The organism is Achromobacter sp. MYb9, assembly GCF_002975275.1.
Classification (GTDB): Bacteria; Pseudomonadota; Gammaproteobacteria; order Burkholderiales; family Burkholderiaceae_B; genus Achromobacter.
In genome coordinates this window covers 1-23,681 of sequence record NZ_PCOQ01000010.1, presented here as the reverse complement: position 1 = coordinate 23,681, position 23,681 = coordinate 1, and the positions used below count along the sequence as shown (strand labels likewise).

The 23,681-nt window shown below is 65.1% G+C and carries 23 protein-coding genes; 16 read left to right on the top strand and 7 right to left on the bottom strand.

Annotation, left to right across the window (positions count from 1 at the left end; genetic code table 11):
* Positions 1 to 23 precede the first annotated feature (23 nt).
* From CQ050_RS16005 to CQ050_RS15995, 3 genes are all read right to left on the bottom strand, one after another.
* Positions 24 to 1,775 (bottom strand): SulP family inorganic anion transporter, encoded by a 1,752-nt coding sequence (locus CQ050_RS16005; protein ID WP_105557958.1) that lies wholly within the window; start codon positions 1,773 to 1,775, stop codon positions 24 to 26.
* Positions 1,776 to 1,947: 172 nt separating this feature from the next.
* Positions 1,948 to 2,496, bottom strand: a complete 549-nt coding sequence (locus CQ050_RS16000; protein WP_105557823.1) for a hemerythrin domain-containing protein — start codon at positions 2,494 to 2,496, stop codon at positions 1,948 to 1,950.
* A gap of 51 nt (positions 2,497 to 2,547) precedes the next feature.
* Positions 2,548 to 3,702 carry a D-alanyl-D-alanine carboxypeptidase family protein gene (locus CQ050_RS15995; RefSeq protein WP_369868403.1) on the bottom strand — a complete coding sequence of 385 codons (1,155 nt, stop codon included), beginning with the start codon at positions 3,700 to 3,702 and terminating at the stop codon, positions 2,548 to 2,550.
* A gap of 359 nt (positions 3,703 to 4,061) precedes the next feature.
* Between CQ050_RS15995 and CQ050_RS15990 the strand changes: the two genes are divergently transcribed.
* From CQ050_RS15990 to CQ050_RS15945, 10 genes are all read left to right on the top strand, one after another.
* Positions 4,062 to 4,520, top strand: coding sequence for an HU family DNA-binding protein (locus CQ050_RS15990; RefSeq protein WP_105557822.1), 459 nt, complete (start codon positions 4,062 to 4,064; stop codon positions 4,518 to 4,520).
* Between the two features lie 150 nt (positions 4,521 to 4,670).
* Positions 4,671 to 5,183 carry a MarR family winged helix-turn-helix transcriptional regulator gene (locus CQ050_RS15985; RefSeq protein WP_105557821.1) on the top strand — a complete coding sequence of 171 codons (513 nt, stop codon included), beginning with the start codon at positions 4,671 to 4,673 and terminating at the stop codon, positions 5,181 to 5,183.
* Between the two features lie 123 nt (positions 5,184 to 5,306).
* Positions 5,307 to 6,539 carry an MFS transporter gene (locus CQ050_RS15980; protein WP_105557820.1) on the top strand — a complete coding sequence of 411 codons (1,233 nt, stop codon included), beginning with the start codon at positions 5,307 to 5,309 and terminating at the stop codon, positions 6,537 to 6,539.
* A gap of 84 nt (positions 6,540 to 6,623) precedes the next feature.
* Positions 6,624 to 9,281, top strand: a complete 2,658-nt coding sequence (gene leuS / locus CQ050_RS15975) for a leucine--tRNA ligase (protein WP_105557819.1) — start codon at positions 6,624 to 6,626, stop codon at positions 9,279 to 9,281.
* Between the two features lie 11 nt (positions 9,282 to 9,292).
* Positions 9,293 to 9,955 carry an LPS assembly lipoprotein LptE gene (gene lptE, locus CQ050_RS15970; protein ID WP_105557818.1) on the top strand — a complete coding sequence of 221 codons (663 nt, stop codon included), beginning with the start codon at positions 9,293 to 9,295 and terminating at the stop codon, positions 9,953 to 9,955.
* 3 nt (positions 9,956 to 9,958) lie between these two features.
* Positions 9,959 to 11,014, top strand: coding sequence for a DNA polymerase III subunit delta (gene holA, locus CQ050_RS15965; protein WP_105557817.1), 1,056 nt, complete (start codon positions 9,959 to 9,961; stop codon positions 11,012 to 11,014).
* A gap of 104 nt (positions 11,015 to 11,118) precedes the next feature.
* Entirely contained in the window at positions 11,119 to 12,399 is a 1,281-nt protein-coding gene (locus tag CQ050_RS15960; RefSeq protein WP_105557816.1) for a glutamate-5-semialdehyde dehydrogenase, read from the top strand.
* Between the two features lie 157 nt (positions 12,400 to 12,556).
* A complete protein-coding gene (locus CQ050_RS15955; protein WP_199196834.1) occupies positions 12,557 to 12,937 on the top strand; it encodes a hypothetical protein in 381 nt (126 codons plus the stop codon).
* A 4-nt stretch (positions 12,938 to 12,941) separates the two neighbouring features.
* Complete coding sequence (locus CQ050_RS15950) at positions 12,942 to 13,727, top strand: 2-keto-4-pentenoate hydratase (protein ID WP_105557815.1); 786 nt, start codon at positions 12,942 to 12,944, stop codon at positions 13,725 to 13,727.
* 45 nt (positions 13,728 to 13,772) lie between these two features.
* Positions 13,773 to 14,315 (top strand): GNAT family N-acetyltransferase, encoded by a 543-nt coding sequence (locus CQ050_RS15945; RefSeq protein WP_105557814.1) that lies wholly within the window; start codon positions 13,773 to 13,775, stop codon positions 14,313 to 14,315.
* A 1-nt stretch (position 14,316) separates the two neighbouring features.
* On the opposite strand, the gene CQ050_RS15940 is transcribed toward CQ050_RS15945, so the two are convergent.
* A complete protein-coding gene (locus CQ050_RS15940) occupies positions 14,317 to 15,732 on the bottom strand; it encodes an amidase family protein (protein WP_105557813.1) in 1,416 nt (471 codons plus the stop codon).
* Positions 15,733 to 15,876: 144 nt separating this feature from the next.
* Positions 15,877 to 16,746, bottom strand: coding sequence for a LysR family transcriptional regulator (locus CQ050_RS15935; protein ID WP_105557812.1), 870 nt, complete (start codon positions 16,744 to 16,746; stop codon positions 15,877 to 15,879).
* A 137-nt stretch (positions 16,747 to 16,883) separates the two neighbouring features.
* Between CQ050_RS15935 and CQ050_RS15930 the strand changes: the two genes are divergently transcribed.
* Positions 16,884 to 18,287, top strand: coding sequence for an MFS transporter (locus CQ050_RS15930; RefSeq protein ID WP_105557811.1), 1,404 nt, complete (start codon positions 16,884 to 16,886; stop codon positions 18,285 to 18,287).
* Between the two features lie 4 nt (positions 18,288 to 18,291).
* On the opposite strand, the gene CQ050_RS15925 is transcribed toward CQ050_RS15930, so the two are convergent.
* Positions 18,292 to 18,924, bottom strand: coding sequence for a hypothetical protein (locus CQ050_RS15925; protein WP_199196833.1), 633 nt, complete (start codon positions 18,922 to 18,924; stop codon positions 18,292 to 18,294).
* A gap of 112 nt (positions 18,925 to 19,036) precedes the next feature.
* Between CQ050_RS15925 and CQ050_RS15920 the strand changes: the two genes are divergently transcribed.
* The 3 genes from CQ050_RS15920 (at position 19,037) to CQ050_RS15910 (ending at position 20,795) form a co-directional block, all read left to right on the top strand.
* Positions 19,037 to 19,999: a 3-hydroxyacyl-CoA dehydrogenase NAD-binding domain-containing protein gene (locus CQ050_RS15920; RefSeq protein WP_105557809.1), complete on the top strand. Its 963-nt coding sequence runs from the start codon at positions 19,037 to 19,039 to the stop codon at positions 19,997 to 19,999.
* 105 nt (positions 20,000 to 20,104) lie between these two features.
* Positions 20,105 to 20,377, top strand: coding sequence for a GNAT family N-acetyltransferase (locus CQ050_RS15915; RefSeq protein WP_105557808.1), 273 nt, complete (start codon positions 20,105 to 20,107; stop codon positions 20,375 to 20,377).
* Positions 20,378 to 20,393: 16 nt separating this feature from the next.
* Positions 20,394 to 20,795 (top strand): YchJ family protein, encoded by a 402-nt coding sequence (locus CQ050_RS15910; protein ID WP_105557807.1) that lies wholly within the window; start codon positions 20,394 to 20,396, stop codon positions 20,793 to 20,795.
* A gap of 85 nt (positions 20,796 to 20,880) precedes the next feature.
* Here the strand turns inward: CQ050_RS15910 and CQ050_RS15905 are convergent, their stop codons facing one another.
* Complete coding sequence (locus CQ050_RS15905) at positions 20,881 to 21,753, bottom strand: LysR substrate-binding domain-containing protein (RefSeq protein WP_105557806.1); 873 nt, start codon at positions 21,751 to 21,753, stop codon at positions 20,881 to 20,883.
* Positions 21,754 to 21,902: 149 nt separating this feature from the next.
* Between CQ050_RS15905 and CQ050_RS15900 the strand changes: the two genes are divergently transcribed.
* Positions 21,903 to 22,616: a haloacid dehalogenase type II gene (locus CQ050_RS15900; protein WP_105557805.1), complete on the top strand. Its 714-nt coding sequence runs from the start codon at positions 21,903 to 21,905 to the stop codon at positions 22,614 to 22,616.
* Positions 22,617 to 22,661: 45 nt separating this feature from the next.
* Entirely contained in the window at positions 22,662 to 23,402 is a 741-nt protein-coding gene (locus CQ050_RS15895; RefSeq protein ID WP_105557804.1) for an aldolase, read from the top strand.
* Positions 23,403 to 23,681 lie beyond the last annotated feature (279 nt).

Genomic DNA, 23,681 nt, shown 5'->3' with positions numbered 1-23,681 from the left:
TCGAGCGGATCCGCGCAACGCGGTCAGTGCTCGCTTTGCGGGCTCTGCGGCTGGCATTCCCAGAAAATCCGGGCCTTGCAACCCGCACAGATGCCAGGGTCCAGCTTGGCATAGATGGTGTGCAGCGCCGTGGCCTTGTCCGGAAAAATGTGGTCCTCGCCCAGACGATTCAGAAAGCCCGTGCGGCGCCACATGTCCAGCACTTCCGGCCGCGGCCGGTGGAAATACAAGTCGCCGCCCATCGCGCGCCGCGCGGCCAGTTCGTCTTCCCATACCTGCGCGCCGGCCAGATCAATGAAGTTCATGCTCTTGGCCATCACCAGCAGATGGCGCGGCGCATCGGGGGCCGCCCGCAACTCGTGCAGCCGCTGGGCCACATGGGCCGCCGCGCCGAAGTAAATCGAGCCTTCCATCCGCAGCAGCTTCAATTGCGGACACTCCGGCAGCGCGTCCTCTTGATGTTCCAGCACGACGAAGCGCCGGTCCAGCCCTCGGGAATCGAAGCCCATCGTGCGCATTGCCGGCCGCGACGTGCGATGCAGATACGCCATCAGCGACAACACCGTCCCCAGCAGAATCGCCACTTCCATGCGGATGGTGACCGTGGCGGCCAGCGTGGCGCCGGCAATGGCGCATTCGCCCGGCTGCATGCGGATCAACTGGCGCCAACGCGGAATATCCAGCAACGTCCACGCCACTAGCAACAACAAGCCCGAGATCGCCGCGTTGGGAATCATCGCCAGCAACGGCGCCGACAAGGCCACCAGCACCACCAGCAGCACCGCGGAGAAGACGGCGGCCAGCGGCGTCTTCGCGCCCGCCTCGAAATTGGGCACGGACCGGTTCAGCGATCCGCAAGACAGATAGCAAGAGAAAAAGCCGCCCACGATGTTCGACAACCCCTGCCCCGTGAATTCCCGGTTGGCGTCGATGCGCTGGCCCGAGCGCGTCGCGACCGCCTTGGCGATGGAGATCGATTGCGCCAACGCCACGATCGTCAACGCGAACGCCAGGCTGAGCAGATCGGGCAGCGTGCGCCAGTCCACGCTGGGCACATGGAACGGCGGCCAAGGCTGGGCGATGGCGCCAACAACCGACACCGGCGTTCCGCCGGGCGCCACGGCCCACTTGTTGAAAGCGGCCGCCGCCAGCGCCCCCGCCACCAATCCCAGCAGCATGTAGGGCTTGCGCTTGTCCAGCCGGCGCACCAGCAATGCCACGCCCAGCGTGACCAGTGTCACCAGCACGGCGCCCTGATGCACGTCGCCGATATGCGTACCGACGCTGACCAGCAGCGCGCCGGCCCCATGCGAGGCCGGCGACGGCAAGCCCAGCGCATCCTTCAAGGCATGCACCGCAATCAGCAGCGCCGCGCCGCTGGTGAAACCGAACAGGGCCGACGGTGAGATGAAATGCGCCAGCGAACCCAGGCGCAGCACGCCCACCAGCCATTGCATGACGCCGACCAACACCGTCACCGCCAGCGCCAACTGTATATAAGCAGGGCTGCCCGCGGCGGCCAACGGGGTCAGCACGGCGAACAGCGCCAGCGAATTGGCGTTGGTCGGGCCCGACATGACATGTCGGCTGGACCCGAACAGGGCCGCCACGATACAGGGCACGATGGCGGAGTACAGGCCGTATTCCGCGGGCAGTCCGGCCAGCATGGCGAACGCCACGCCTTGCGGCAACACCAGCAGCGCCCCAAGCAGGCCGGCCGACAAGTCGGCGCGCAACGTCAACTTGTTGACATCGTCCACCCATGAGCCAAACATGCGGCCCGCCAGATTTCTTGCCCCCTGCGTCATCCTGTCCCTTTCCCCTTTTTTAGATTTCCTGGCCCGGGCGGTTCTGCGCGCGGAACAAGGTCGCCTAGCGTAATCGCTCGCCCGGACCGGCGCAACGCGCCTCCCGCCCGCTACTTGCGGCCGGCATGCCGGCGGCCATTCAACTCGCATCGCCCCCGCGCCGCGCCTTCATCGCCAGCCCGATGTCAGTCAGGGCGTCATCCGAAATCAGCCGCGCCGCCATCGGCAGCAGTTCGTCCTCTTCGCGCCGGATATGCGCCGCATAGGCCTCGGTGAACGCTTCCGCCTGCGCCGGCGGCAGAGCCCAGGGCCGCCCTGCGGCGACTTCGGACAACCCCTGCCGCAGCGGCGACCACAATGCCGCCAGGCGCCGATGATCGGCCAGCAGCCCCTTCACCAACGCGTGCAGGCAGCCCGCATCGGACCCCGCCATGGATTCGAGCAAGGCCGGAAAAAGATCTTCTTCCTCATCTTCGTGGTGGTGCGCGGCGGCCGTGTCGAAATAGCGGATCACGGCGGCGGCCGCAGTCTGCGCCGCGGCATCGCTGCCATGCACGGGCAGATGCGCCGCCAGCCGCATCAAGGTGGCGCATTGCCGCGCGATGCGGCCATGGCAGGCCGACAGCAACGCCAGCGGATCATCCGCCCCCGGCGCTGGCGCCGGACCTCCAGGAAAGCTCACCGCCATCACACACCTCCTTGCCGCAACCCGCGACGCATGCCCGAGGGCCTGCCAAGGTCAACTTGATTGGCCGCGCCACCACAACCGCACGGAATCCCAGGCACGGCCGGCGAAACCCGCTTCGGCCACCGGCTCCAGCGCCACCACCGGAAACTGCATCGACGGCTTGCCGTCCACCAGCACCCGCAACGCACCCACCGTGTCCTGGGCCGCGATCGGCGCCATCAAGGGCTCGTGCGGCGTCCACACGGGCTCCACTTTGGCGCCCGCGGGCACGGTCACATAGGCGTCCCGTGAAAAACCGGCCTTCAGGCTGTCGCTTTCGCCCTTCCAGACTTCAGGCGTGGCCACGGCTTGGCCGCGCGCGTAAAGCTTGATGGTATTGAAGCCCTGAAACCCCCATTCCAGCAACTCCCGGCTTTCCTGGGTCCGCAATTTATCGGAGGCCGTGCCCACCACCACGGTGATCAGCCGGCGCTGGTCCGCGCCATTGGGCCGACGCGCCGTCGCCACGATGCAATAGCCCGCGGAGTCGGTATGGCCCGTCTTCAGCCCGTCCACGCTGGGGTCCAGCCACAGCAGCCGGTTCCGGTTGGGCTGGGTGATGTTGTTGAACGTGAACTGCTTGGCGGAATCGTAGGTCTTGTACAACTGAGGGTAATCGCGGATGAAGCGCGTGGCCAGGATGGACAAGTCGCTGGCCGTGGAATACGTGCCCGGGTCCGGCAGGCCATGGGGGCTGGCGAAATGCGTCGCATGCAGGCCCAGCCGCGCGGCCGTGTCGTTCATCCGCGCGACAAAAGCCTCGACGCTGCCGGACACCGCTTCGGCCAATGCAATGGCCGCATCATTGCCGGACTGAATCATCAGGCCGCGCAGCAGTTCGTCCACCGACACCTTGGAGCCCGGCTCCAGGAACATCTTTGAGCTGCCTGCCGGCACTTTCCATGCGCGCGTCGAAATCACGACCAACTGGCCGGGCGTGACTTCCTTCTTGTTCAACGCCTCAAACACGACGTAGGCCGTCATGATCTTGGTCAGCGACGCGGGTTCGATCCGCGTGGTGGCCGCGTGCGACGCGATCACCTGGCCGCTGGTCTCATCCAGCAGCAGCCAGGCTTTGGCCGACAGCACCGGCTGGGGCATCGGCTGAGCCATCGCGCCCGACACACACGCCGTCGCAACGAGCAGGCCTGCCGCAAACTTTTTCATCAACAACATATAAGAGCTTCAATCCATGCTTGGGTTGTTCCCGCGCGGAAACGAACGCCAATCGGCCTGAGCAACAGGCCCAGCATTCAACAATATCCCCGCGCGCCGCACGCAATTGGAACACGCTCGGCGCCATTGGTTCAGTGACGCGATGTCCCGCAAAAATAGGCTTGGAATGTCACGACCTATTGCAGAAGACCTTGCAGCAAGCACTTTCTGCGTCGAAAACAACAAACAGAGGCTTAAAACCCGCGAGAAAGCCGCAAGAACTGCAAGTCTTCCGCTATCATCGGGCGCGTAGCGTTAAAAGCCGATACCCGGCGCGCGCTGCTCCATGTCCTCAACTACGGATTTTGACCATGGCCACGAAAGCAAAAGCTCCTGCCAAGAAAGTCACCAAGCCCGCCGTCAAGGCGCCCGCAAAGAAGGCAACCGCCGCCAAACCCGCTGTGAAGCCCGCAGCAAAGAAGGCCGTCGCCGCCAAGAAGGTCGCTGCTGCACCCAAGGCCATCAAGGCTGCCCTGAACAAGACCCAACTGGTTGCCTACATCGTTGAGCAATCCGGCGTTGAAGCCAAGGCCGTCAAGGCCGTCCTGGCCAGCCTGGAAACCTCGGTGCTGGGTTCCGTGGACAAGAAGGGCGTTGGCGAATTCACGCTGCCCGGCCTGTTCAAGGTTGCCGTGCAAAAGGTTCCGGCCAAGGCCAAGCGCTTCGGCAAGGATCCGTTCACTGGCGTCGAGCGCTGGTTCCCCGCCAAGCCGGCTTCGGTCAAGGTGAAGGTTCGCCCGCTCAAGAAGCTGAAGGACGCCGCGCAGTAATTCGCGCGAGTATCCGGTCAAGCCGGAAGGGCCCGCCTCGAAAGAGGCGGGCCCTTCTTTTTTGCGGCGCAATTTGCGCGGGATTCGGGCCTGCTGTTAGAATTTATCTTAACGTTAAGAAACTTCATATAAAAGTAATCTGGCTTACCCATGAATGACCTTGTCGATCAGGTGATCTCGCAATGGAGCGCGGAATGTCCCACCCAGGACTTCGGCGCCATGGCGGTCATCGCCCGCGTATTCCGCTTGAACGCGTTTGCTGTCCGCGATGTGAACCGCAGCTTCCGCCGCTACAACCTGCATCAGGGCGAATTCGACGTGCTGGCCACGCTATACCGCACCGGCGCCCCGCATGCCATGAATCCGCAGAAACTGGTCGATGCCCTGCTGCTGACGTCCGGCGCCATGACCAACCGCCTCGACCGCCTTGAACAGGCCGGCCTGCTGGTGCGCAATCCCAACCCCGACGACCGCCGCGGCGTCATCGTGTCGCTGACCGCGGAAGGGCTGCGCGTGATCAAACTGGTCTTGAAGGACTATCTGAAGGAGCTGAACGAATTGCTGGACCCGCTATCACCGTCCGAACGCAAGCAAATGGCCGGATTGTTGAAAAAGCTGTTGATCAAACACGACCAGGAGACGCCCGGCGGCATCGACGCCTGACGCCTGACGCCTGGCCCGCATTTTTCCTGCTTTTGCCTCCTGCTTTTGCCTCCTGCTTTTGCCTCCTGCTTTTGCCTCCGGCCGTCGGCCACACGCCCCCGCACCATCTCCCGCCTGCCCTCCATGACTCCCGCTTCACCCGCCAAGACGACTCCCCCCGCGACGCCAGCGCTGACCGCGCCGATCATCCTGCTGATGTCGGTCGCCACCGGCCTTGCCGTCGCCAGCAACTACTACGCCCAACCGCTGCTGCATACGATCGGCCAGCAGTTTTCCCTGTCCAACGCGACGGCCGGCGCCATCGTCACCACCGCGCAGCTCAGCTATGCGCTGGGGCTGATGCTGCTGGTGCCGCTGGGCGACATGTTCGAGCGCCGCAGCCTGATCGTGCTGATGACGCTGCTGTCGGCGGGCGGCTTGCTGATTTCGTCCTTCGCGACCAGCATCGCCGTCCTGCTGGTCGGCACCGCCTTGACCGGCATGCTGTCCGTCGTCGCCCAGATCCTGGTGCCGTTCGCAGCCACGCTCGCGGCGCCGCACGAACGGGGCAAGGCGGTAGGCACCGTGATGAGCGGCCTGTTGCTGGGCATTCTGCTGGCCCGCACCGTGGCAGGCGCGCTGGCCGACGTGGGCAGCTGGCGCACGGTGTACTGGGTCGCCGCGATCCTGATGGCCGGAATGTCCGTCGCCCTGTGGCGCCTGCTTCCGCGCTATCAGAGTCCGACGTCAATGAGCTACCCGCGGTTGCTGGGTTCGATCCTGCGCATGTTCGTCGAAGAACCGCTGTTCCGCGCCAGGTCGCTGCTGGGCTTCCTGCTGTTCGCCGCCTTCAGCATGCTCTGGACGCCGCTGACCTTCCTGCTGGCGAGTCCGCCCTATGGATACAGCAACACCACGATCGGATTGTTCGGCCTGGCGGGCGCCGCGGGCGCCTACGCCGCCAACCGGTTCGGCCGCCTGGCCGACCGCGGCCTGGGCAACCTGGCCACCCGCGTCGGCCTGCTGTTGCTGCTGGGTTCCTGGGGGCTGATGGCCTTCGGCCAGGCCTCGGTGATCGCGCTGCTTGCGGGCATCCTGGTCCAGGATCTGGCAATCCAGGGCGTCCATGTCACCAATAGCAGCGCCCTCTACCGCCTGCGCCCGGAGGCCCGCAGCCGGCTGACCGCGGGCTACATGACCTGCTACTTCATCGGCGGGGCGACCGGTTCACTGGTATCGTCCTGGCTTTACGCCCATTTTGGCTGGCCCGGCGTGGTCACCGCGGGCGCCGTCCTGGGCGTTGTTACGTTGGCATATGGCGCCTTGTCGCCCAGTGCGCGCATCCCGGAAACGGCTCCGTCCCCTGCCCGCGCCTAGCACCTCCTATAATCAGGGGTTTTGACCGCCACCGCGTCCGCGCGGCAGGGCGGCTCACCCTTTTTTGCCACCGTGCCCGAGCCCATGCAGGAACGTTACCTCCCCACTACCGTCGAAGCGGCCGCCCATCAAGACTGGCAGGCCCGCGACGCCTATCTGGTCCACGAACACGCGAAGAACGCCGACGGCTCCGAAAAGCCGAAGTTCTACGCCTGCTCGATGCTGCCCTACCCCAGCGGCAAGCTGCATATGGGCCACGTGCGCAACTACACCATCAACGACATGATGGCGCGCCAGTTGCGCATGCGTGGCTATAACGTCCTGATGCCCATGGGTTGGGACGCCTTCGGCATGCCGGCGGAAAACGCCGCCATCAAGTCCAAGGTTCCCCCGGCCAAATGGACCTACGACAACATCGCTTATATGAAGAAGCAGATGAAGGCGATGGGTCTGGCGATCGACTGGACGCGCGAAATGTGCGCCTGCGATCCGCAGTACTACAAATGGAACCAGTGGCTGTTCCTGAAAATGCTGGAAAAGGGCGTGGCCTACCGCAAGACCCAGGTCGTGAACTGGGATCCGGTAGACCAGACCGTGCTGGCCAACGAACAAGTCATCGATGGCCGCGGCTGGCGCTCTGGCGCGCTGGTTGAAAAGCGTGAGATCCCCGGCTACTACCTGCGCATCACCGACTACGCCGACGAGCTGCTGGGCGCCGTCCAGAACGACCTGCCGGGCTGGCCCGAGCGTGTTCGCCTGATGCAGGAGAACTGGATCGGCAAGTCCGAGGGCCTGCGTTTCGCCTTCCCGCACCAGATCGCCGGCCAGGACGGCCAACTGATCCAGGACGGCAAGCTGTACGTCTTCACCACCCGTGCCGACACCATCATGGGCGTGACGTTCTGCGCCGTGGCGCCGGAGCACCCCCTGGCCACGCATGCCGCGCGCACCAATCCGCAGCTGTCGTCGTTCATCGAACAGTGCAAGCTGGGCGGCACGACCGAGGCCGAAATGGCCACGCGTGAAAAAGAAGGCATGCCCACGGGCCTGTTTGTCACGCACCCGGTCACGGGCGCCGACGTCGAAGTCTGGGTGGGCAACTACGTGTTGATGACCTACGGCGACGGCGCCGTCATGGGCGTGCCCGCACACGACGAGCGCGATTTCGCCTTCGCCAAGAAATACGATCTGCCCATCGTCCAGGTCGTGGACGTCGCCGGCAAGGACTATTCCACCGACGCCTGGCAGGAATGGTACGGCGACAAGCAATCCGGCCGCACCATCCATTCCGGCAAGTACGACGGCCTGTCGCACAAGGAAGCCGTGGACGCCATCGCCGCCGACCTGGGCGCGCTGGGCTTGGGTGAAAAGCAGACCACGTGGCGCTTGCGCGACTGGGGCATCTCGCGCCAGCGCTACTGGGGCACCCCGATCCCCATCATCCACTGCGCGGATTGCGGCCCCGTCCCGGTCCCCGAAAAAGACCTGCCCGTTGTCCTGCCCGACGACCTGATCCCCGACGGCAGCGGCAATCCGCTGGCCAAGAACGAAGCCTTCCTGTCCTGCGCCTGCCCAAGCTGCGGCAAGCCCGCACGCCGCGAAACGGACACGATGGACACGTTCGTGGACTCGTCCTGGTACTTCATGCGCTATACCTCGCCTGGCAACGACACCTCCATGGTCGACGCGCGCAATGACTACTGGATGCCGATGGACCAGTACATCGGCGGCATCGAGCACGCCGTGCTGCACTTGCTGTACGCCCGTTTCTGGACCAAGGTCATGCGCGACATGGGCTTGCTCAACTTCGACGAGCCCTTCACCAAGCTGCTGTGCCAGGGCATGGTGCTGAACCACATCTATTCGCGCAAGACGCCCCAGGGGGGCATCGAGTATTTCTGGCCCGAAGATGTCGAAAACGTCTATGACGACCGCGGCGCCATCACCGGCGCCAAACTGAAGTCGGACGGCTCGACCATCACCTACGGCGGCGTGGGCACAATGTCCAAGTCGAAGAACAACGGCGTCGATCCGCAATCGCTGATCGACACGCTGGGCGCCGACACCGCCCGCCTGTTCGTCATGTTCGCCAGCCCGCCCGAGCAGACCCTTGAATGGTCCGACTCCGGTGTCGAAGGCTCGAACCGCTTCCTGCGCCGCCTCTGGTCGATCAGCTACGCCCGCCGCGACGCCGTGGCGCGCGGCCTGGCCAATGGCGCCGACTGGTCGCAAGCCCAGGCCGCCGTCAAGGATCTGCGCCGCGAGGTCTATACGCTGCTCAAGCAGGCCGACTACGACTACCAGCGCATCCAGTACAACACCGTCGTGTCCGCCTGCATGAAAATGCTGAACGCCATCGACGACGCCAAGCTGTCCGAAGACGCCGCGTCCGACGCCGCCTACGCCGAAACCCTCGGCGTGCTGCTGCGCGTGCTGTACCCGATCGTCCCGCACATCACGTGGCACCTGTGGCAAGACCTCGGGTACGCCAAGGAACTGGGCGACCTGCTGGACGCGCCGTGGCCGCATGTGGACGAAGCAGCGTTGATCGCGGACGAAATCGAGCTGATGCTCCAGGTCAACGGCAAGTTGCGCGGCTCGATCCGCGTAGCCGCCGCCGCTGCCCGCGAAGACATCGAGAAGCTTGCCGCCAGCCAGGAAGAAGTCACCCGCTTCCTTGAAGGCCGCCCGCCCAAGCGCGTTATCGTGGTTCCGGGCAAACTGGTCAACGTCGTAGGCTGATGAGGTCAAGCATGTACTTCGCCGGGCAACAAACGCACTCCTCCCGCCAATCCAGGCTGCTGCGCGGCGCCTGCCTGGCGCTGTTCATGCTGCTCTCCGCTTGCGGTTTCGCATTGCGGGGAGTCACCCCGATGCCGTTCAAGACCTTGTATGTCGGTATCCCCGACAGCACCCAGTTCGGCGCCGACGTGCGCCGGTCGCTGCGCGCGGCCTCGCCCGACACGAAACTCGTGGACAGCCCCAAGGACGCAGAGGCGATCCTCCAGCAGGTCTCGGACTCGCGCACGCTGCGCGAGGTTTCGCTGAACGCCCAAGGCCGTGTCGAGGAATACGAGCTTGCCATCAACTACACGTTCCGCCTGATCGACAACAAGGGGCGCGCGCTGATCCCGGACACCACGCTGTCGCTCTACCGCGAAATGCCCTATGACGATCAGGTCGTGCAAGCCAAGCAAGGCCAGATTGACTCGTTGTACAAGGCCATGCAGCGCGATCTCGTCACCCGCGTGCTGCGCCGCATGACCGCGCCTGACGTGCGTCGCGCCTTCGAGAACGCCGAGGAGCGCGGCGAAAACGGCGAAATCCCGCTGTACGACCCGACCGCGCCGCAACCGCCGCGCACGCCCACGCCGTGGCAGACGCCGTCCACCACTGACCCGGCCAACCTCCGCTAGCCCATGGCACAGTCTATGGACGCGGACCGGCTGGCCGAACATCTGCAGCGGCCGGGCAACCGGCTCGCCGCGATGTACACGGTATCGGGCGATGAGCCCCTGCTGGTGACCGAAGCGGTTGACGCGTTGCGCGCCTCGGCGCGCAACGCCGGCTACACCGAACGCCTGTCCATGGTGATGGACGCGCGCAGCGATTGGAGCGCGGTCACCGCCGCCACTCAAAGCGTCTCGCTGTTCGGCGACCGCCGCATCCTTGAAATCAAGATCCCCACTGGCAAGCCCGGAAAGTCCGGTGCCGACACCTTGGCCAAGCTGGCCGAGCAGGCCGAAAAACAGCCCGATGCGGACACCCTGGTCCTGATCGCCCTGCCCCGCCTGGACAAGGCCACCCGCGAAAGCCGCTGGGTCCAGGCGCTTGCCCGCGGCGGCGTGATGGTCGACATTGCCAATATCGAACGCGGCCGGCTGCCGGCCTGGGTCGGAATGCGGTTGGCCCGCCAGAACCAGCGCGCCGACAGCGCGACGCTGCAATGGATGGCGGACAAGGTCGAAGGCAACCTGCTGGCCGCGCACCAGGAAATCCAGAAACTCGGACTGCTCTATCCCGAAGGCCAACTGGCCTCGGAAGACGTTGAACGCGCCGTGCTGAACGTCGCCCGCTACGACGTCTTCGGTCTGCGCGACGCCATGCTGGCCGGCGACATCTCCCGCACCATCCGCATGATCGACGGCTTGCGCGCCGAAGGCGAAGCGCTGCCGCTGGTGCTGTGGGCAGTCGGCGAAGAGATCCGTCTGCTGGCCCGCGTCGCGGAAGCGCGCGCGCTGGGGCAGGACGCCGGCGGCCTGATGCGCCGGCTGCGCATCTTTGGCGCGCACGAACGGCTGGCGCTGCAAGCCCTTGGCCGGGTGCAGCCCGGCGTCTGGCCGGCTGCGGTACAGCATGCCCACGACGTCGACCGTCTGATCAAGGGCCTTTCCGTGCCCGGTCGCCTGTCCGACCCCTGGGAAGAAATGACCCGGCTGGCGCTGCGCGTGGCCGCCGCCGGCGGACGACCGTGAAGGCGGCATTGCCGCCGCCTTCGCCTCGCTACCGCCCCCTACGCCCGGCCTTCCAGCCGGATATACACTGAATCTTTAGACGGCGCCTGCGCCGCCCCCACTCCATGATCGACGCCGCCATGTCTTCGTCCTCCATCGAACACGCCATGCTGACCCTGGGCGAGAATGCCCGCCGCGCTTCGCGCGCCATGATGCGGGCCAATAGCGCCGCCAAGAACAAGGCGCTGCTGGCGATGGCCGACGCGCTGGCCGCCAGCCACGACGAGCTGAAGGCCGCCAATGAAAAAGATGTTGCCGCCGCCCGCGCCAACGGCCTGGACCCCGCCTTGCTGGACCGCCTGACGCTATCCGACAAGACCCTTGCCCACATGGCAGAGGGCCTGCGCCAGATCGCCGCCCTGCCCGATCCCATCGGCAGCATCACCGCCACCACCGTGCGCCCCAACGGCATGCGCGTGGCCCAGATGCGTGTTCCGCTGGGCGTGATCGGCATCATCTATGAATCGCGCCCCAACGTCACGATCGACGCCGCCGCGCTGTGCCTGAAGTCCGGCAACGCCGCCATCCTGCGCGGCGGCAGCGAAGCGCTCCACTCGAATATCGCGTTGGGCCGGGTCGTGCAAACGGGGCTGGCCGCCGCGGGCCTGCCGCCGGACGCCGTGCAGGTCGTGGCCACGGCCGACCGCGCCGCCGTGGGCAAGCTCATCACCATGACCGAACATATCGACGTCATCGTGCCGCGCGGTGGCAAGGGCCTCATCGCCCGCCTGTCGCAAGAAGCGCGCGTGCCGCTCATCAAGCATCTGGATGGCAATTGCCATATCTATATCGACGCGGCAGCCGATCCCGACAAGGCGCACAGCATCGCGTTCAACGCCAAGACCTACCGTTACGGCATCTGCGGCGCCATGGAAACGCTGCTGGTCGACGCCGTGGCGTCCGTTTCCATCCTGCCCGCGCTGGCCGCCGCCTTCATCGAGCACGGCGTGGAACTGCGCGGTTGCCCGCGAACGCTGGCCCTGCTGCCGCACATCACCCCGGCCACGGACGAAGATTGGGGCACGGAATACCTGGGCCCGATCCTGGCCGTGCGCATCGTCGACACGCTGGACGACGCCATCGAGCACATCGCGCGCTGGGGCTCCGGCCACACCGACGCCATCGTCACGGAAGACCTGTCGGCCGCGCAACGCTTCCAGCGCGAGGTCGATTCCAGCTCGGTCTATGTCAATCTGCCGACCTGCTTCGCCGATGGCTTCGAGTACGGCCTGGGCGCAGAGATCGGAATTTCCACGAACCGCCTGCATGCCCGTGGCCCGGTCGGCCTTGAAGGTTTGACCACGCTGAAATGGGTACTAAGCGGCGAAGGCCAGACGCGCGGCTGATCTCCGGCCGCCGCGCACGCCGGGGGAACCTCGGCACCTGCGCATCGCTGACGCAGCCCTGAACACGGGGCTGCGCCAAGCCTTCTACAATATGGCCAGGATTTTCCAGGCTTCTTATCATCCCGACGCGGCACGCCGCGCACTCTCGAGACCCCCCATGCATTCACCCGTCATGGCCATGGCCTTCAGCCTATTCGTGCTCTGCTTCATCACCTGCTCAATCAGCGGCATCGTATTGTTCTTCTTCAAAAGCAAGCAGATCAACGCCACGCTGAAACACCCATACCTGCAGCACCGCCCGTTCAAGCAGTACCCGCTGTCCATCCAGGCAGCCATCATGCTGGATTACTTTTTCCGTCTGATGTTCCCCGGCACCCGCGTCTGGCTGATCGGCAACGCCAACGACCTGCTTGGCCATGTCGATCCCAAAAAGACGCCCCTGGCCTTGAAGTGGCCCATCGTGGGGTTCTGGGGTTCTTGCTGGTTGGGTCTTATCGCCATGATCGTGCTGTGGATCATGCTCTATCTGGGAACCTGACCCCATGCAGATCAGAATCGAAGACTATCCCGGCAGCCTGGAAGCGGCCCGCACCTTGATCGCCGCGCGCGATGCCGGCGTCGCCGGCCCTCGGCTGCCCGCCGCCTGCCGTCCGCAGTCGCTCGGCCAGGCGTTCGCCGTGCAGCAGCGCACCGCGCAGTTGCTGCAAGAAATCCGGCAAGACGGCATCGCGGCCTGGAAAAGCGCACTGCCGTCACCGGAAAAAACCGTGGTGGCGCCGATCTACGCGTCAAACACGGCCTACGCCGAAGCCGGCCCTATCGCCAGCCGCACGGCCATCGTCCGCATCGAACCCGAAATCGCGTTCGAACTGGCCCATGACCTGCCGGCGCGCGACACCCCTTACTCCGAAGCCGACGTCGACGCGGCGATCGGCGGCGCGCGGCTCGCGCTGGAAGTCCTGGGCTGCCGTTATGCTTCCCCCGAACATGTCAGCCTGCCGGAACTGCTGGCGGACCATATGTTCAACCAGGGCATCGTGCTGGGTCCACGCATCGCCTCGCCTGAAGCGGCTCCCGCCAGCATGAGTCTGACCCTGGCAGTCGACGGCCAGGAAATCGAACAGCACGCCGGTTTCCACCCGAACGGCCACCCCAAAGCGGGGCTGTATTGGCTGGCCAACTTCCTGCGCGAGCAGGGCCTGGGCCTGCATGCGGGCCAGCATGTCATTACGGGGTCTTATGCCGGCTTCCTGGACGTGCCCGTCAATCAAGACATCGAAATCACGTATGGCGATCTTGGCGTGCTGCGCCTGAAGTTCAGCAAGTAAGCCGCCGCACACCCCGCACTACACAGCCGCACCAGAGCCCGCCCTATGCTGACCCTGCGCCCCTTCGCGAATTCGGACTTTCCCTTGCTGGCCAGTTGGTTCGCAAGCCTGCCGGAGGTCGTGCAGTGGGGCGGCTCGCACCTGTCGTTCCCGCTGGAGCAAGCGGAGATGGACGACATGCTGGCGCAAGGGCAAACACGCCCGCCCAACCGCCGCTGCTGGATGGTCTGCCGTGATGGCACGCCCGTGGGCCATGCGCAGTTGGCGTACGACTGGCGCGACGGCAATGCCCGCTTGGGCCGCGTCGCCATCGCCCCTGCCGAACGCGGGCAGGGCCTTGCGCGGCCGATGGTCACGCTGATGATCGAAGAGGCCTTCCAGACACCCGGCATCGAGCGCCTGGAGCTGAACGTCTACATGTTCAATACCCCCGCCATCCGTACTTACCAGGCGCTGGGTTTCACCATGGAAGGCATCAGGCGCTCGTCCACCCGGGCGGGGGACGAGCGTTGGGACACCGGCATGATGGGGTTGCTGCGCAGCGAATGGCAAGGGGCCACGCCCCTGCCTGCTACTACGCCCCGTTGAACTAACGCGGCTCGGGCTCCGCGATGCTGACGGGTTCGCCGGCGGCTTCAATCACTTCGCCTGCCGCCAGGCACAGGTCTTCCCGGTAACGCCCCGCCACGATTTGCACGCCGACAGGACTCTGCCCCACGCTGCTCATGGCGCGCCCCATCGCAACCGACAGCGCGGGCAAACCCATGAAGGGCACGCCGATCTGGGTCATCTGCGCCCGCCACACGCGGGCATAGGCCGCATCGCCCTGCAAGTCGAGATTGTCCGGAAACGGCAGTTCGGCCGACACCGGCAAAAGCAGGATGGGATAGTCCGCGAAGAACAATTCCCACAAGCGCGTGAGCGTCGCGCGACGCGTCAGCACGGCAGAAAAGTTGTTCAAGTCCGCGCCCGCGGCCTTATCGCGTTGGCCACGCAACGCGACCAGCGCCCCGGGGTCGCCTTCCTTTTCGGCGGCGGCCAACATGCCGTCATAGCCGTCCGCCATCCACATGCGAATCTGAAGATCAGCGGCCTCTTGCAGCGGCGGAAGCGAATCCAGCGTGTCTACCGTCCAGCCGGCCTCGGTCAGCCTGCGGGCGGCTTCCTGCAAGGCTTTCACGACCGCCGGTTCGGTTTCCATGCCCTCGGGGTTCACGCACAGCGCGGCGCGCCGCGGCACTTCCGGCCCCACCAGCGGCGCGGGCACCCACCAGGGGTCACGCGGGTCGGCCGCGGCCAGCGCTGCCAACCCCAAACGCACATCGGCAATCGTGCGCCCCAACGGCCCCGACACGGCCGTTAATTGTCCGCCAATCGAACGCTCCGGCAAGGCGGCGTTGTAGGCAGCCACGCGGCCCAGCGACGGGCGCAGCCCATGCACACCGCACGCATAGGCGGGATAGCGGATGGACCCGGCGATGTCCGTGCCGTGCGCCAGATGCCCGATGCCGGCCGCGACCGCCGAGGCAGCCCCGCCCGACGAGCCGCCCGGCGTCAGCGCCGTATTGCGCGGATTGCGCGTATCGCCATGCACCAGGTTGTTCGTGAACCAACGCAACGAAAACGCGGGCGTGTTGGTGCGGCCCAGGATGACTGCGCCGGCCCGCCGCAAGTTGTCGACGACAGGGCTATTAACCGACGCAATCAGGTCCTTCTGCAGCTTGACGCCGTTGGTAGTGGCATAGCCCGCCTGATCCACATTGACCTTCACGGTAACGGGCACGCCGGCCAACATGCCGGGGTCTTCCCCGCGCGCCAAGGCGGCGTCCACCGCCGCCGCCTGGTCCAGCACGTCTTCGGGACGGTGGTCGACCACCGCATTGACCGCAGGGTTCACGGCATTCAGCCGATCCAGCGCGCTACGCGCCGCGTCCACGGCGGACAGGTCGCGATTGCGAATACGGGTGGCAAGTTCAACTGCGGATAAACGCCAGATTTCGGACACGCGTCACTCCTGAGGGATAATTTTGGTACCCACCTTAGCGCCTGCAGCGCCCGCCCACAAGCCACGGTTTACCGCAGTTGCGCGGCCCGCCCAAGCGTCTCCCGGCCCCGCTCTTGGTCTCGCCCTTGGTCCCGCACGCGTTCGCTAGCCGCCGGTTTCGAAGACATCCACGATCGCGTCCGCCACCGCCCGCACACGGGCCGTGCGGTTCAGGTCGCCGTGCATCACCAACCACAAGTCGTAGGGTTCGCTGCGGGCTGGCCAGATACGGACAAGGTCCGGATAGTCCGCAGCCATGTGCGTGGGCACCTCGCCTATCCCCAGGCCGGCCGCCACTGCCTCGATGATCATCAGCCCGGAATTCAGTTCGATCGCCACATGGCCATTGCCCGTGGGTTCGCCACAGAAGGTGTCCGACCAGCCCGGCAGCACCGACTGCTGATAGGTCACCAGCGCATGGCCGGCGAATGCCGTGCCCGGCCGTGGTTCGCCATGCTGGGCCAGATAGCTGCGCGACGCGTACAGCCCGACTTCCTTGCGCGCCAGATGGCGTTGGATCAAGTCCGGGCTGTCCGGCTTTACGTTGCGGATCGCCAGGTCCGCCTCGCGGCGCGTCAGGTTACTGATCTGGATCGACGCGGAAAGCACTACCCGGATGTCCGGATGCTGCGCGTGCACCCGGCGGATCGCCTCCATGATGAAGTAGCTCGCCACCGTTTCCGAAGCGGCCACCCGCACCACCCCGGACAAGCGGTGATCCAGCCCCTGCATTTGCCGCTGTAGCTGATCGGCGGCCTGCTCCATGCGTTCGGCGGCGGCAAACGCCAGCTCGCCCGCCGCGGTAGGCACATAGCCGCCCGGCGTGCGCAGGAACAGCCGTGCGTCCAGCGAAGACTCCAACGCCGCCAGCCGCCTGCCCGCGGTCGCCTGGTCGATCTGCAGCAACGCCGCCGCGCCTCGCAACGTGCCAATGCGATAGATGGCCAGGAAAATCCTGGCGTTGTCCCAGTCCATGACACCCTTTATTTACCGCGTCGCGCGGCGCTATCTGATGCAATTTTGCATGACTATAAAGCAGTTATAAGGATTTTTTGCATCAAGAAAAACTTCTAAGCTTGCCCCCTCGAAATGCCGCAACGCCCATCGCCCTCATGACTACCGCCTGCCCTCACCCCCCTGCTCCCGTCCCCGCCGTGGACCTCCAGCCCGCCAACGGCTGGCTGCCCCTCGTCACGCTGGCCATCGGCTTCGTCATGGCCATGCTGGACGTCACCGTGGTCAACGTGGCGCTGCCCAGCATCGCCCTGCAGTTCACCGTCCCGCTCACCGATCTGGTCTGGATCGTGGACGGCTACACGCTCACCTTCGCCGCCCTGCTTCTGGTGGCTGGCGCCCTGGCCGACCGCTACGGCGCAAAGACCATCTACCTGTGTGGCCTGGGCGTCTTCACGCTGGCGTCGCTGCTTTGCGGCCTGGCGCCGGACGGCAATTCGCTGATCGCCGCCCGCATGCTGCAAGGCGTAGGCGCCGCCCTGTTCATGCCCAGTTCCCTGAGCTTGCTGACGCACGCCTATGAGGACGAGCACGTTCGAAACCGCATGTTGGCCGCCTGGTCGGCCATTGTCGCGGTGGCGGGCGCATCGGGCCCGTTGCTGGGCGGCGTGCTGATTCACCAATTCGGCTGGCGCAGCATCTTCCTGATCAATCTGCCGCTGGGCGTGGCAGGCCTGTGGTTGGCCCGCCGACGCATCCAGGCGGCTCCGCGGCGCCCCCGCGCGCTCAATCCGCTGAGCCACCTGCTGGGTGTGATCGCGTTGTCGTCCCTGTGCTTCGTGCTGATCCAGGGCAACGCCTATGGCTGGACATCAAGCCGGATCGCGGGCGTCGCCGCGCTATGCGCCATTGCCGTCGTCCTGCTGGTGCGCCGCGAACGCCGCCACGCCGAACCGATCCTGCCGCGCGCCCTGTTCAAGACGACGCAATTCGCCGCGTCCAACGGCGTGGGTTTCCTGATCAACCTGGCGTCCTATGGGCAATTGTTCCTGCTCAGCCTGTTCCTGCAGCATGCGCGCGGCACCGATGCCTTGCAGACGGGCATCCAATTGGTGCCCATGCTGGCCGTGTTCTCCATCGGCAACATGATTTCGGGACGCGTCTCGGCACGCTGGAACGTCTCGGCCTCTCTGCTGGGCGGCGTGTCGCTTGCCGCCCTCATGAGCGCGGCCGGCATCTACGCGTTTTCGCCGGACATGGCCTACTGGCCATTCGCCGCCATGGTCGCGCTTGGCAACCTGGGCGTCGGCATCGCCGTGCCCGCCATGACCAGCGTCGTCATGCAAGTCTCCGGCAAGCAGCATGCCAACAGCGCGGCCGCCGCGCTGAACGCCAACCGCCAATCCGGCGCGCTGGTGGGGGTGGCATTGATGGGTACGATCCTGCACCTGCTGCCCGACTGGCGCGCCAGCCTGCCCGCGGCCTACGTCGTCATCGCTGCAAGTTACACGGCTGCGGTCGTGCTGGTCTGGCGGCATCTGCGGCATGGCCGCAATGCCTGACGCCTCACGTTTTTCCGCCCGGCAGGATGGCGATGCCGCGGCCGGCGAAAAACGCGTCGAATACGGCAAGCGGCAGCTCCACATCCGTCTGGCTTCCGACTTCGCCCGACGGATTATGAAATGTCACTGACGTGGCGCTCGCCCGTGTCACCAGCACCAGATGGCCGCCTTTGGTCGGCGGGAATAGATCGGTCTGGCGGATGTCCGGATGCACCGATGCCATGAAGTAGTCGGCGTCTTCCAGCACCGCCGGGAGTTCGCAGGTACCCAGCCCGACGTGCACCCGGGCATCCAGGCCGAACTCGTCGGCGACGAAGCGCACGAACGGCGCATAGATCAGCCCCTTGATCTCGCCGTCGCGGTCCGTATAGGCGCCGAACGGCACGCTGCGCCGGGCCAGCTCCAACGTGGGATGGATCTGCCCGCTGCGCGCCGCCAGCACCATTTTCAGGCAGGCCATGCCACAGACATGATTGGTCCATCGGACGTATTCCTCGACGTCCCGCGCCCCAGAGGTCCGCCACGCCGGATCGTCGGCCAGGGCCAGTTCTTTCCGGATGAACGATCCGGCCAGGTGGGCCGACTCCCATTGGCAAAAATACGGCACGGCCGATTGGCCGGAAGACAGGCTATCCACATCGCGCTCCGCATGTACCTCAACGTCCGCCATCTTGCCGTCAGATCCGTGCCGTGGCAACGGTCCGGTGTTTGCTTCACAATGCGGTGATCCCCCAAAACCGGAGAGCCGCATGCCCAGCACCGCCACGTCCAATCCGACCATCCGCAGCGTCGCCATTGTCGGCGCCGGCACCATCGGCGCCAGTTGGGCCGCCCTGTTTCTGGCGCAGGGGTTGGACGTCGTCGTCTGCGACCCGTCCCCCGATGCCGAATCGCAGACCCGCGCGCGCGTGGACGCGGCATGGCCCGTGCTGGCTGAATTGGGCCGGGTGGTCCAAGGCGCCTCATCCGATGCATTGCGCTTCGACCCCGATCTGTCCACTGCCCTGGCCGGCGTGGATTTCGTGCAGGAAAACGCGCCCGAACGAGAAGACTTCAAGACCGATCTCTTCGCGCGCATCGACGCCATCCTGCCGCCGCACGTGATCGTCGCTTCCAGTTCGTCGGGCCTGATCATGAGCCGCCTGCAATCGCGTTGCCGCCATGCCTCGCGTTTCGTCATCGGCCATCCGTTCAACCCGCCGCACCTGATCCCGTTGGTCGAAGTGGTGGGTGGAGACCAGACGTCCGCCGACACCATCGACCGCAGCATCGCCTTCTACCGGGCGATGGGTAAATACCCCATCCGCCTGAACAAGGAAGTGCCCGGTCACATCGCCAACCGCCTGCAAGCCGCGTTGTGGCGCGAAGCCATCCACCTGGCCGCTGAGAATGTCGCCAGCGTGGCCGATATCGATGCCGCCGTATCCCAAGGCCCAGGCCTGCGCTGGGCGCTGTTCGGCCCGCATATGACGTTCAACCTGGGCGGCGGCGCCGGTGGCCTGGCCAACTTCATGGACCACCTGCTGGGCCCCGTGCAGACCTGGTGGGACGACCTTGGCGCACCCCAGGTCACTCCCGAACTGCAACGGCGCCTCATTGAAGGTGTCAACGCCGAAGCCGGTCAACGCGGCATCGCCGAGCTCGTGGAAAAACGCGACGCCCAACTCACGGCGCTGCTCAAGACCTTGGGCGGTCAGCCCCCTTCTCCCTGAAGAGGGCGATGCGCCATGGGAAGCCGCCGTGCCCTGCGCCGGCTGCGTGGTGCTGGTAACCTAAACGCCTGGCTTCCTACCTCGACTCGACCAAGGAATATCCGAATGACCGTTGTCACCCAAGACCCCGGGCAGTCCCGCTTCACCGCCACCGTAGACGGCGTCCTTTGCGTACTGGACTATCAACTGCAAGGCGATGTCATGGCCATCGTGCATACCGGCGTGCCCAGCCAGGTGGGCGGCCGCGGCATCGCGGCGGAACTCACCAAGTTCGCGCTGGAAACGGCACGCGTCAACGGCTGGAAAGTTCGCCCCTTGTGCTCCTACGCCGAGGTCTACATGCGCCGACACCCCGACTACGACGACTTGCGCGCCTAGGCGCCCGCTGCACATCGTGACGAAGAAATCACCGTCCCTGACCGCATCCTGTCCTTGTGGCGGCGCGGCCTACGCACACTGCTGCGGGCGCTGGCATGAAGGCCCCCTGGCCATGCAGGCTCCCACGGCCGAAGCGCTGATGCGCTCGCGCTACAGCGCTTTCGTGCTGGACAAGCTGCCCTACCTGCTCGCCAGCTGGCATCCCAGCACCCGCCCCGTGTCCCTGGAGCCAAATCCGCCTGATCTCAAGTGGCTCGGGCTGGCCATCAAGCAAGCCCGTGATCAGGACGCCGACCACGCCACCGTGGAATTCGTTGCCCGCAGCCGCCAAGCCGGCCGCGCGCACCGCCTGCATGAAGTCAGCCGCTTCGTCAGGGAAGACGGCCGCTGGTACTACGTGGACGGGGACCTGCATTGACGGCTGATGCAGCGGGTCCATGGCTCCTGATCGAGACGGCGCGAAGCTGACCCTGCGACTCCTTATACGTCAGCCACACTCTGCGCTATACGCCGTCCAAACGCTGGAAATCCGTCTCGACGGCCTGCGTTAACGCCGCCACCAACTGGTGGTCCACGCCGCTTGCCGCGCGCGGGTTACCCACGATCGCCAGCTCGGTCGGCGGCACCGCCGCCAGCCCGTCTTGCGCACCCAACAGCGCATGCGTCTGCAACTTGGCGAACCCGGGCAGCAAGCTCACGCCCAGCCCCGCCGCCACGGCAGCTTGAACGCCTGCCAGGCTATGGCTGTGATACGCAACATGCCAGGCCCGGCCCGCGCTTTCCAGCGCATAGATCATCCGCTTGCGATAGATGCAGCCCTGTGGAAACAGCACCAGCGGAACGGCAGCGGTTCCCGCCAGATGACGCTTGTCGCCCACCCATACCAGTTGCTCCGGCCACGCCGCAAGACAGGCGCCGTCACCTGGCTCTCGCTTGACCAGCGCCAGGTCCAGATCGCCTGAGGCAAGTCGGTCGCGCAGATCCGTGCTCATGCCGCTGATCGTCTCCAGCCGGGCGTCGGGATGCCGAGCGACAAAGCCTGCCAGCAACACCGTCAGTCGAGACACGTCGAAGTCTTCCGGGATGCCCAACCGCAACACCCGCGCCGCGCGCGGTGCCGCCACGACATGCTCGGCTTCGTCAGCCATGGCCAGAAGACGACGCGCGTAGGCCAGCATCAACTCACCGTCCTCCGTCGCCAAGACATCGCCGCCCGCGCGATCACGCAGCAAAAGCGTCTTGCCGACGGTCTGCTCCAGCTTGCGCACCTGCTGGCTCACGGTGGACTGCGTGCGATGCACGCGGCTAGCCGCGCGCGTGAAGCTGCCTTCATCCACGACACACACGAGTGTTCTCAGGAGTTCAAGATCCAACATAAAGGGTTTGATTTCCGCCTATCGACAATCGCCAGATGGGTTGATATCTATTTATCAACTGAAGTGAGTTTAATTATTAATTTTACAACTTTCAAAGACGGACCGTAAGCTGATCCCATCCCTGGCACTTCACAAATGAGGAAACCGACATGCCGCTGGATCACCTCCCTCGTCCCCAATGGCTGACCTTCGACTGCTACGGCACCCTGATCCAATGGGACGAAGGTTTGCAAGCCGCCGTCTCGCGGATCCTGTCGGCCAGCACCGATGCGCAAGACGCACCCACGCCAGCACAGTTCCTGCATGCCTACGATGAACACGAACACCGGCTGGAACGCACGCCGCCGCACCGTGCCTTTGCCGACATCACGCGGGAATCGCTGCGTCTGACGATGCAGGACCTGGGCCTCGCATATCGTCCAGAAGACGCCGAAATGCTGATCGACGGCATCTCCGCCATGCCTCCGTTCCCCGAAGTCGTGGAAACGCTGGCCACCTTGAAGCAGGCCGGCTTTCGCCTATGCATCATCTCCAATACGGACGATCAGATCATCGCCGGCAATGTCGCCCAGTTGGGGGGCCATATCGACCGTGTCATCACTGCCGAGCAGGCAGGCGCCTACAAGCCTTCGCGCAAGATCTTCGCTCACGCCCACAATAGCCTGGCTGTCACACCCGACCAGGTTGTGCATATCTGCGCCAGCCCCCATTTGGACCATGCCGCGGCCCGGGACATCGGCTTTCGTTGCGTATGGATCGACCGCGGCACGGGCCGCAAACGCTTGCCGGACTATCGCCCGGACGCTACCGTACCCACTTTGGACCGTGTGCCCGGTTTGTTCCGCGACGCCGGCTGGCTCTGATCGAGGCAGGCGCCCGCATTCCTCTCCTAATCCTTGAAGGCAGTCATGAATCAAGACCCCCGCTTCGCCGATGCTTTATTTCATGCCGAACCCGTTACCGCGCTTCGCGCGGATCTGGCACTTGCTTTGCGGGCAGCCGCCGCGCATGGCTTGGGCGAAGGCGTGTGCAACCATTTCAGCGTGGCACTGCCCGGCGATCCGGACCACTTCTTGCTCAACCCGCGCGGCTTGATGTGGAATGAAGTGCAGGCGGACGACATCGTGCTGATCGATGCTCATGGCAATAAACTGGCCGGTCGCCATGAAGTGGAGCCCACCGCCATGTTCATCCATGCCGCCATTCACCGTATTGCGGGCAAGGCCTGTGTCCTGCACACGCACATGCCCTATGCCACGGCATTGACGCTGACATCCGATCGCGGGCTGGACACCACGTTGTCGCAGAACGCCATGCGCTTCCACGGACGCTTGGCCGTCGACGAAAACTATAACGGCCTGGCGCTGGACATCAGCGAAGGGGAACGCATTGCCCGTGCCATGCAAGGCGCCGATATTGTTTTCCTGGGCAACCACGGTGTCGTCGTCTGCGGAGAACGCCTCGATTACGCCTACGACGACCTCTTTTTCCTCGAGCGCGCCTGTACCGCGCAGGTCCTGGCGCAATCCACGGGACGGCCACTGAAGCCCGTTGATACCGCTATCGCCAGCAAGGTCGCCGCGCAGATTCAAAGCGAACGCCTGCAATCCGAACTGTTCTTCGCCGCCCTGCGCCGTCAACTGCCCTGACGACATCGCGGTAATGGCTTTGCTGTGATGACGGCTGTTCTGTGACGACCTTGCTGTGACGGCTTTGCTCTCGCTCCGCCTTGTTTTCACCTCAGCCAAATAAAAACCCCCTCGCGGCGTCAGCCGCGAGGGGGGTTCTTTATCCGGGTTGCGCGCATCGCGTTCCGTTCGCCCAAAGACAAAACCCCACAGGATCACCTGTGGGGTTTTGCGGAATAAAAGCCTGACGATGACCTACTTTCACAGACGTCCGTCCACTATCATCGGCGCGAAGGCGTT

Coding starts and splice junctions, on each gene's coding strand:
- CQ050_RS16005 (WP_105557958.1), bottom strand. CDS start 1,775: ATGTTTGGCTCATGGGTGGACGATGTCAACAAGTTGACGTTGCGCGCC.
- CQ050_RS16000 (WP_105557823.1), bottom strand. CDS start 2,496: ATGGCGGTGAGCTTTCCTGGAGGTCCGGCGCCAGCGCCGGGGGCGGAT.
- CQ050_RS15995 (WP_369868403.1), bottom strand. CDS start 3,702: ATGAAAAAGTTTGCGGCAGGCCTGCTCGTTGCGACGGCGTGTGTGTCG.
- CQ050_RS15990 (WP_105557822.1), top strand. CDS start 4,062: ATGGCCACGAAAGCAAAAGCTCCTGCCAAGAAAGTCACCAAGCCCGCC.
- CQ050_RS15985 (WP_105557821.1), top strand. CDS start 4,671: ATGAATGACCTTGTCGATCAGGTGATCTCGCAATGGAGCGCGGAATGT.
- CQ050_RS15980 (WP_105557820.1), top strand. CDS start 5,307: ATGACTCCCGCTTCACCCGCCAAGACGACTCCCCCCGCGACGCCAGCG.
- leuS (WP_105557819.1), top strand. CDS start 6,624: ATGCAGGAACGTTACCTCCCCACTACCGTCGAAGCGGCCGCCCATCAA.
- lptE (WP_105557818.1), top strand. CDS start 9,293: ATGTACTTCGCCGGGCAACAAACGCACTCCTCCCGCCAATCCAGGCTG.
- holA (WP_105557817.1), top strand. CDS start 9,959: ATGGCACAGTCTATGGACGCGGACCGGCTGGCCGAACATCTGCAGCGG.
- CQ050_RS15960 (WP_105557816.1), top strand. CDS start 11,119: ATGATCGACGCCGCCATGTCTTCGTCCTCCATCGAACACGCCATGCTG.
- CQ050_RS15955 (WP_199196834.1), top strand. CDS start 12,557: ATGCATTCACCCGTCATGGCCATGGCCTTCAGCCTATTCGTGCTCTGC.
- CQ050_RS15950 (WP_105557815.1), top strand. CDS start 12,942: ATGCAGATCAGAATCGAAGACTATCCCGGCAGCCTGGAAGCGGCCCGC.
- CQ050_RS15945 (WP_105557814.1), top strand. CDS start 13,773: ATGCTGACCCTGCGCCCCTTCGCGAATTCGGACTTTCCCTTGCTGGCC.
- CQ050_RS15935 (WP_105557812.1), bottom strand. CDS start 16,746: ATGGACTGGGACAACGCCAGGATTTTCCTGGCCATCTATCGCATTGGC.
- CQ050_RS15930 (WP_105557811.1), top strand. CDS start 16,884: ATGACTACCGCCTGCCCTCACCCCCCTGCTCCCGTCCCCGCCGTGGAC.
- CQ050_RS15920 (WP_105557809.1), top strand. CDS start 19,037: ATGCCCAGCACCGCCACGTCCAATCCGACCATCCGCAGCGTCGCCATT.
- CQ050_RS15915 (WP_105557808.1), top strand. CDS start 20,105: ATGACCGTTGTCACCCAAGACCCCGGGCAGTCCCGCTTCACCGCCACC.
- CQ050_RS15905 (WP_105557806.1), bottom strand. CDS start 21,753: ATGTTGGATCTTGAACTCCTGAGAACACTCGTGTGTGTCGTGGATGAA.
- CQ050_RS15900 (WP_105557805.1), top strand. CDS start 21,903: ATGCCGCTGGATCACCTCCCTCGTCCCCAATGGCTGACCTTCGACTGC.
- CQ050_RS15895 (WP_105557804.1), top strand. CDS start 22,662: ATGAATCAAGACCCCCGCTTCGCCGATGCTTTATTTCATGCCGAACCC.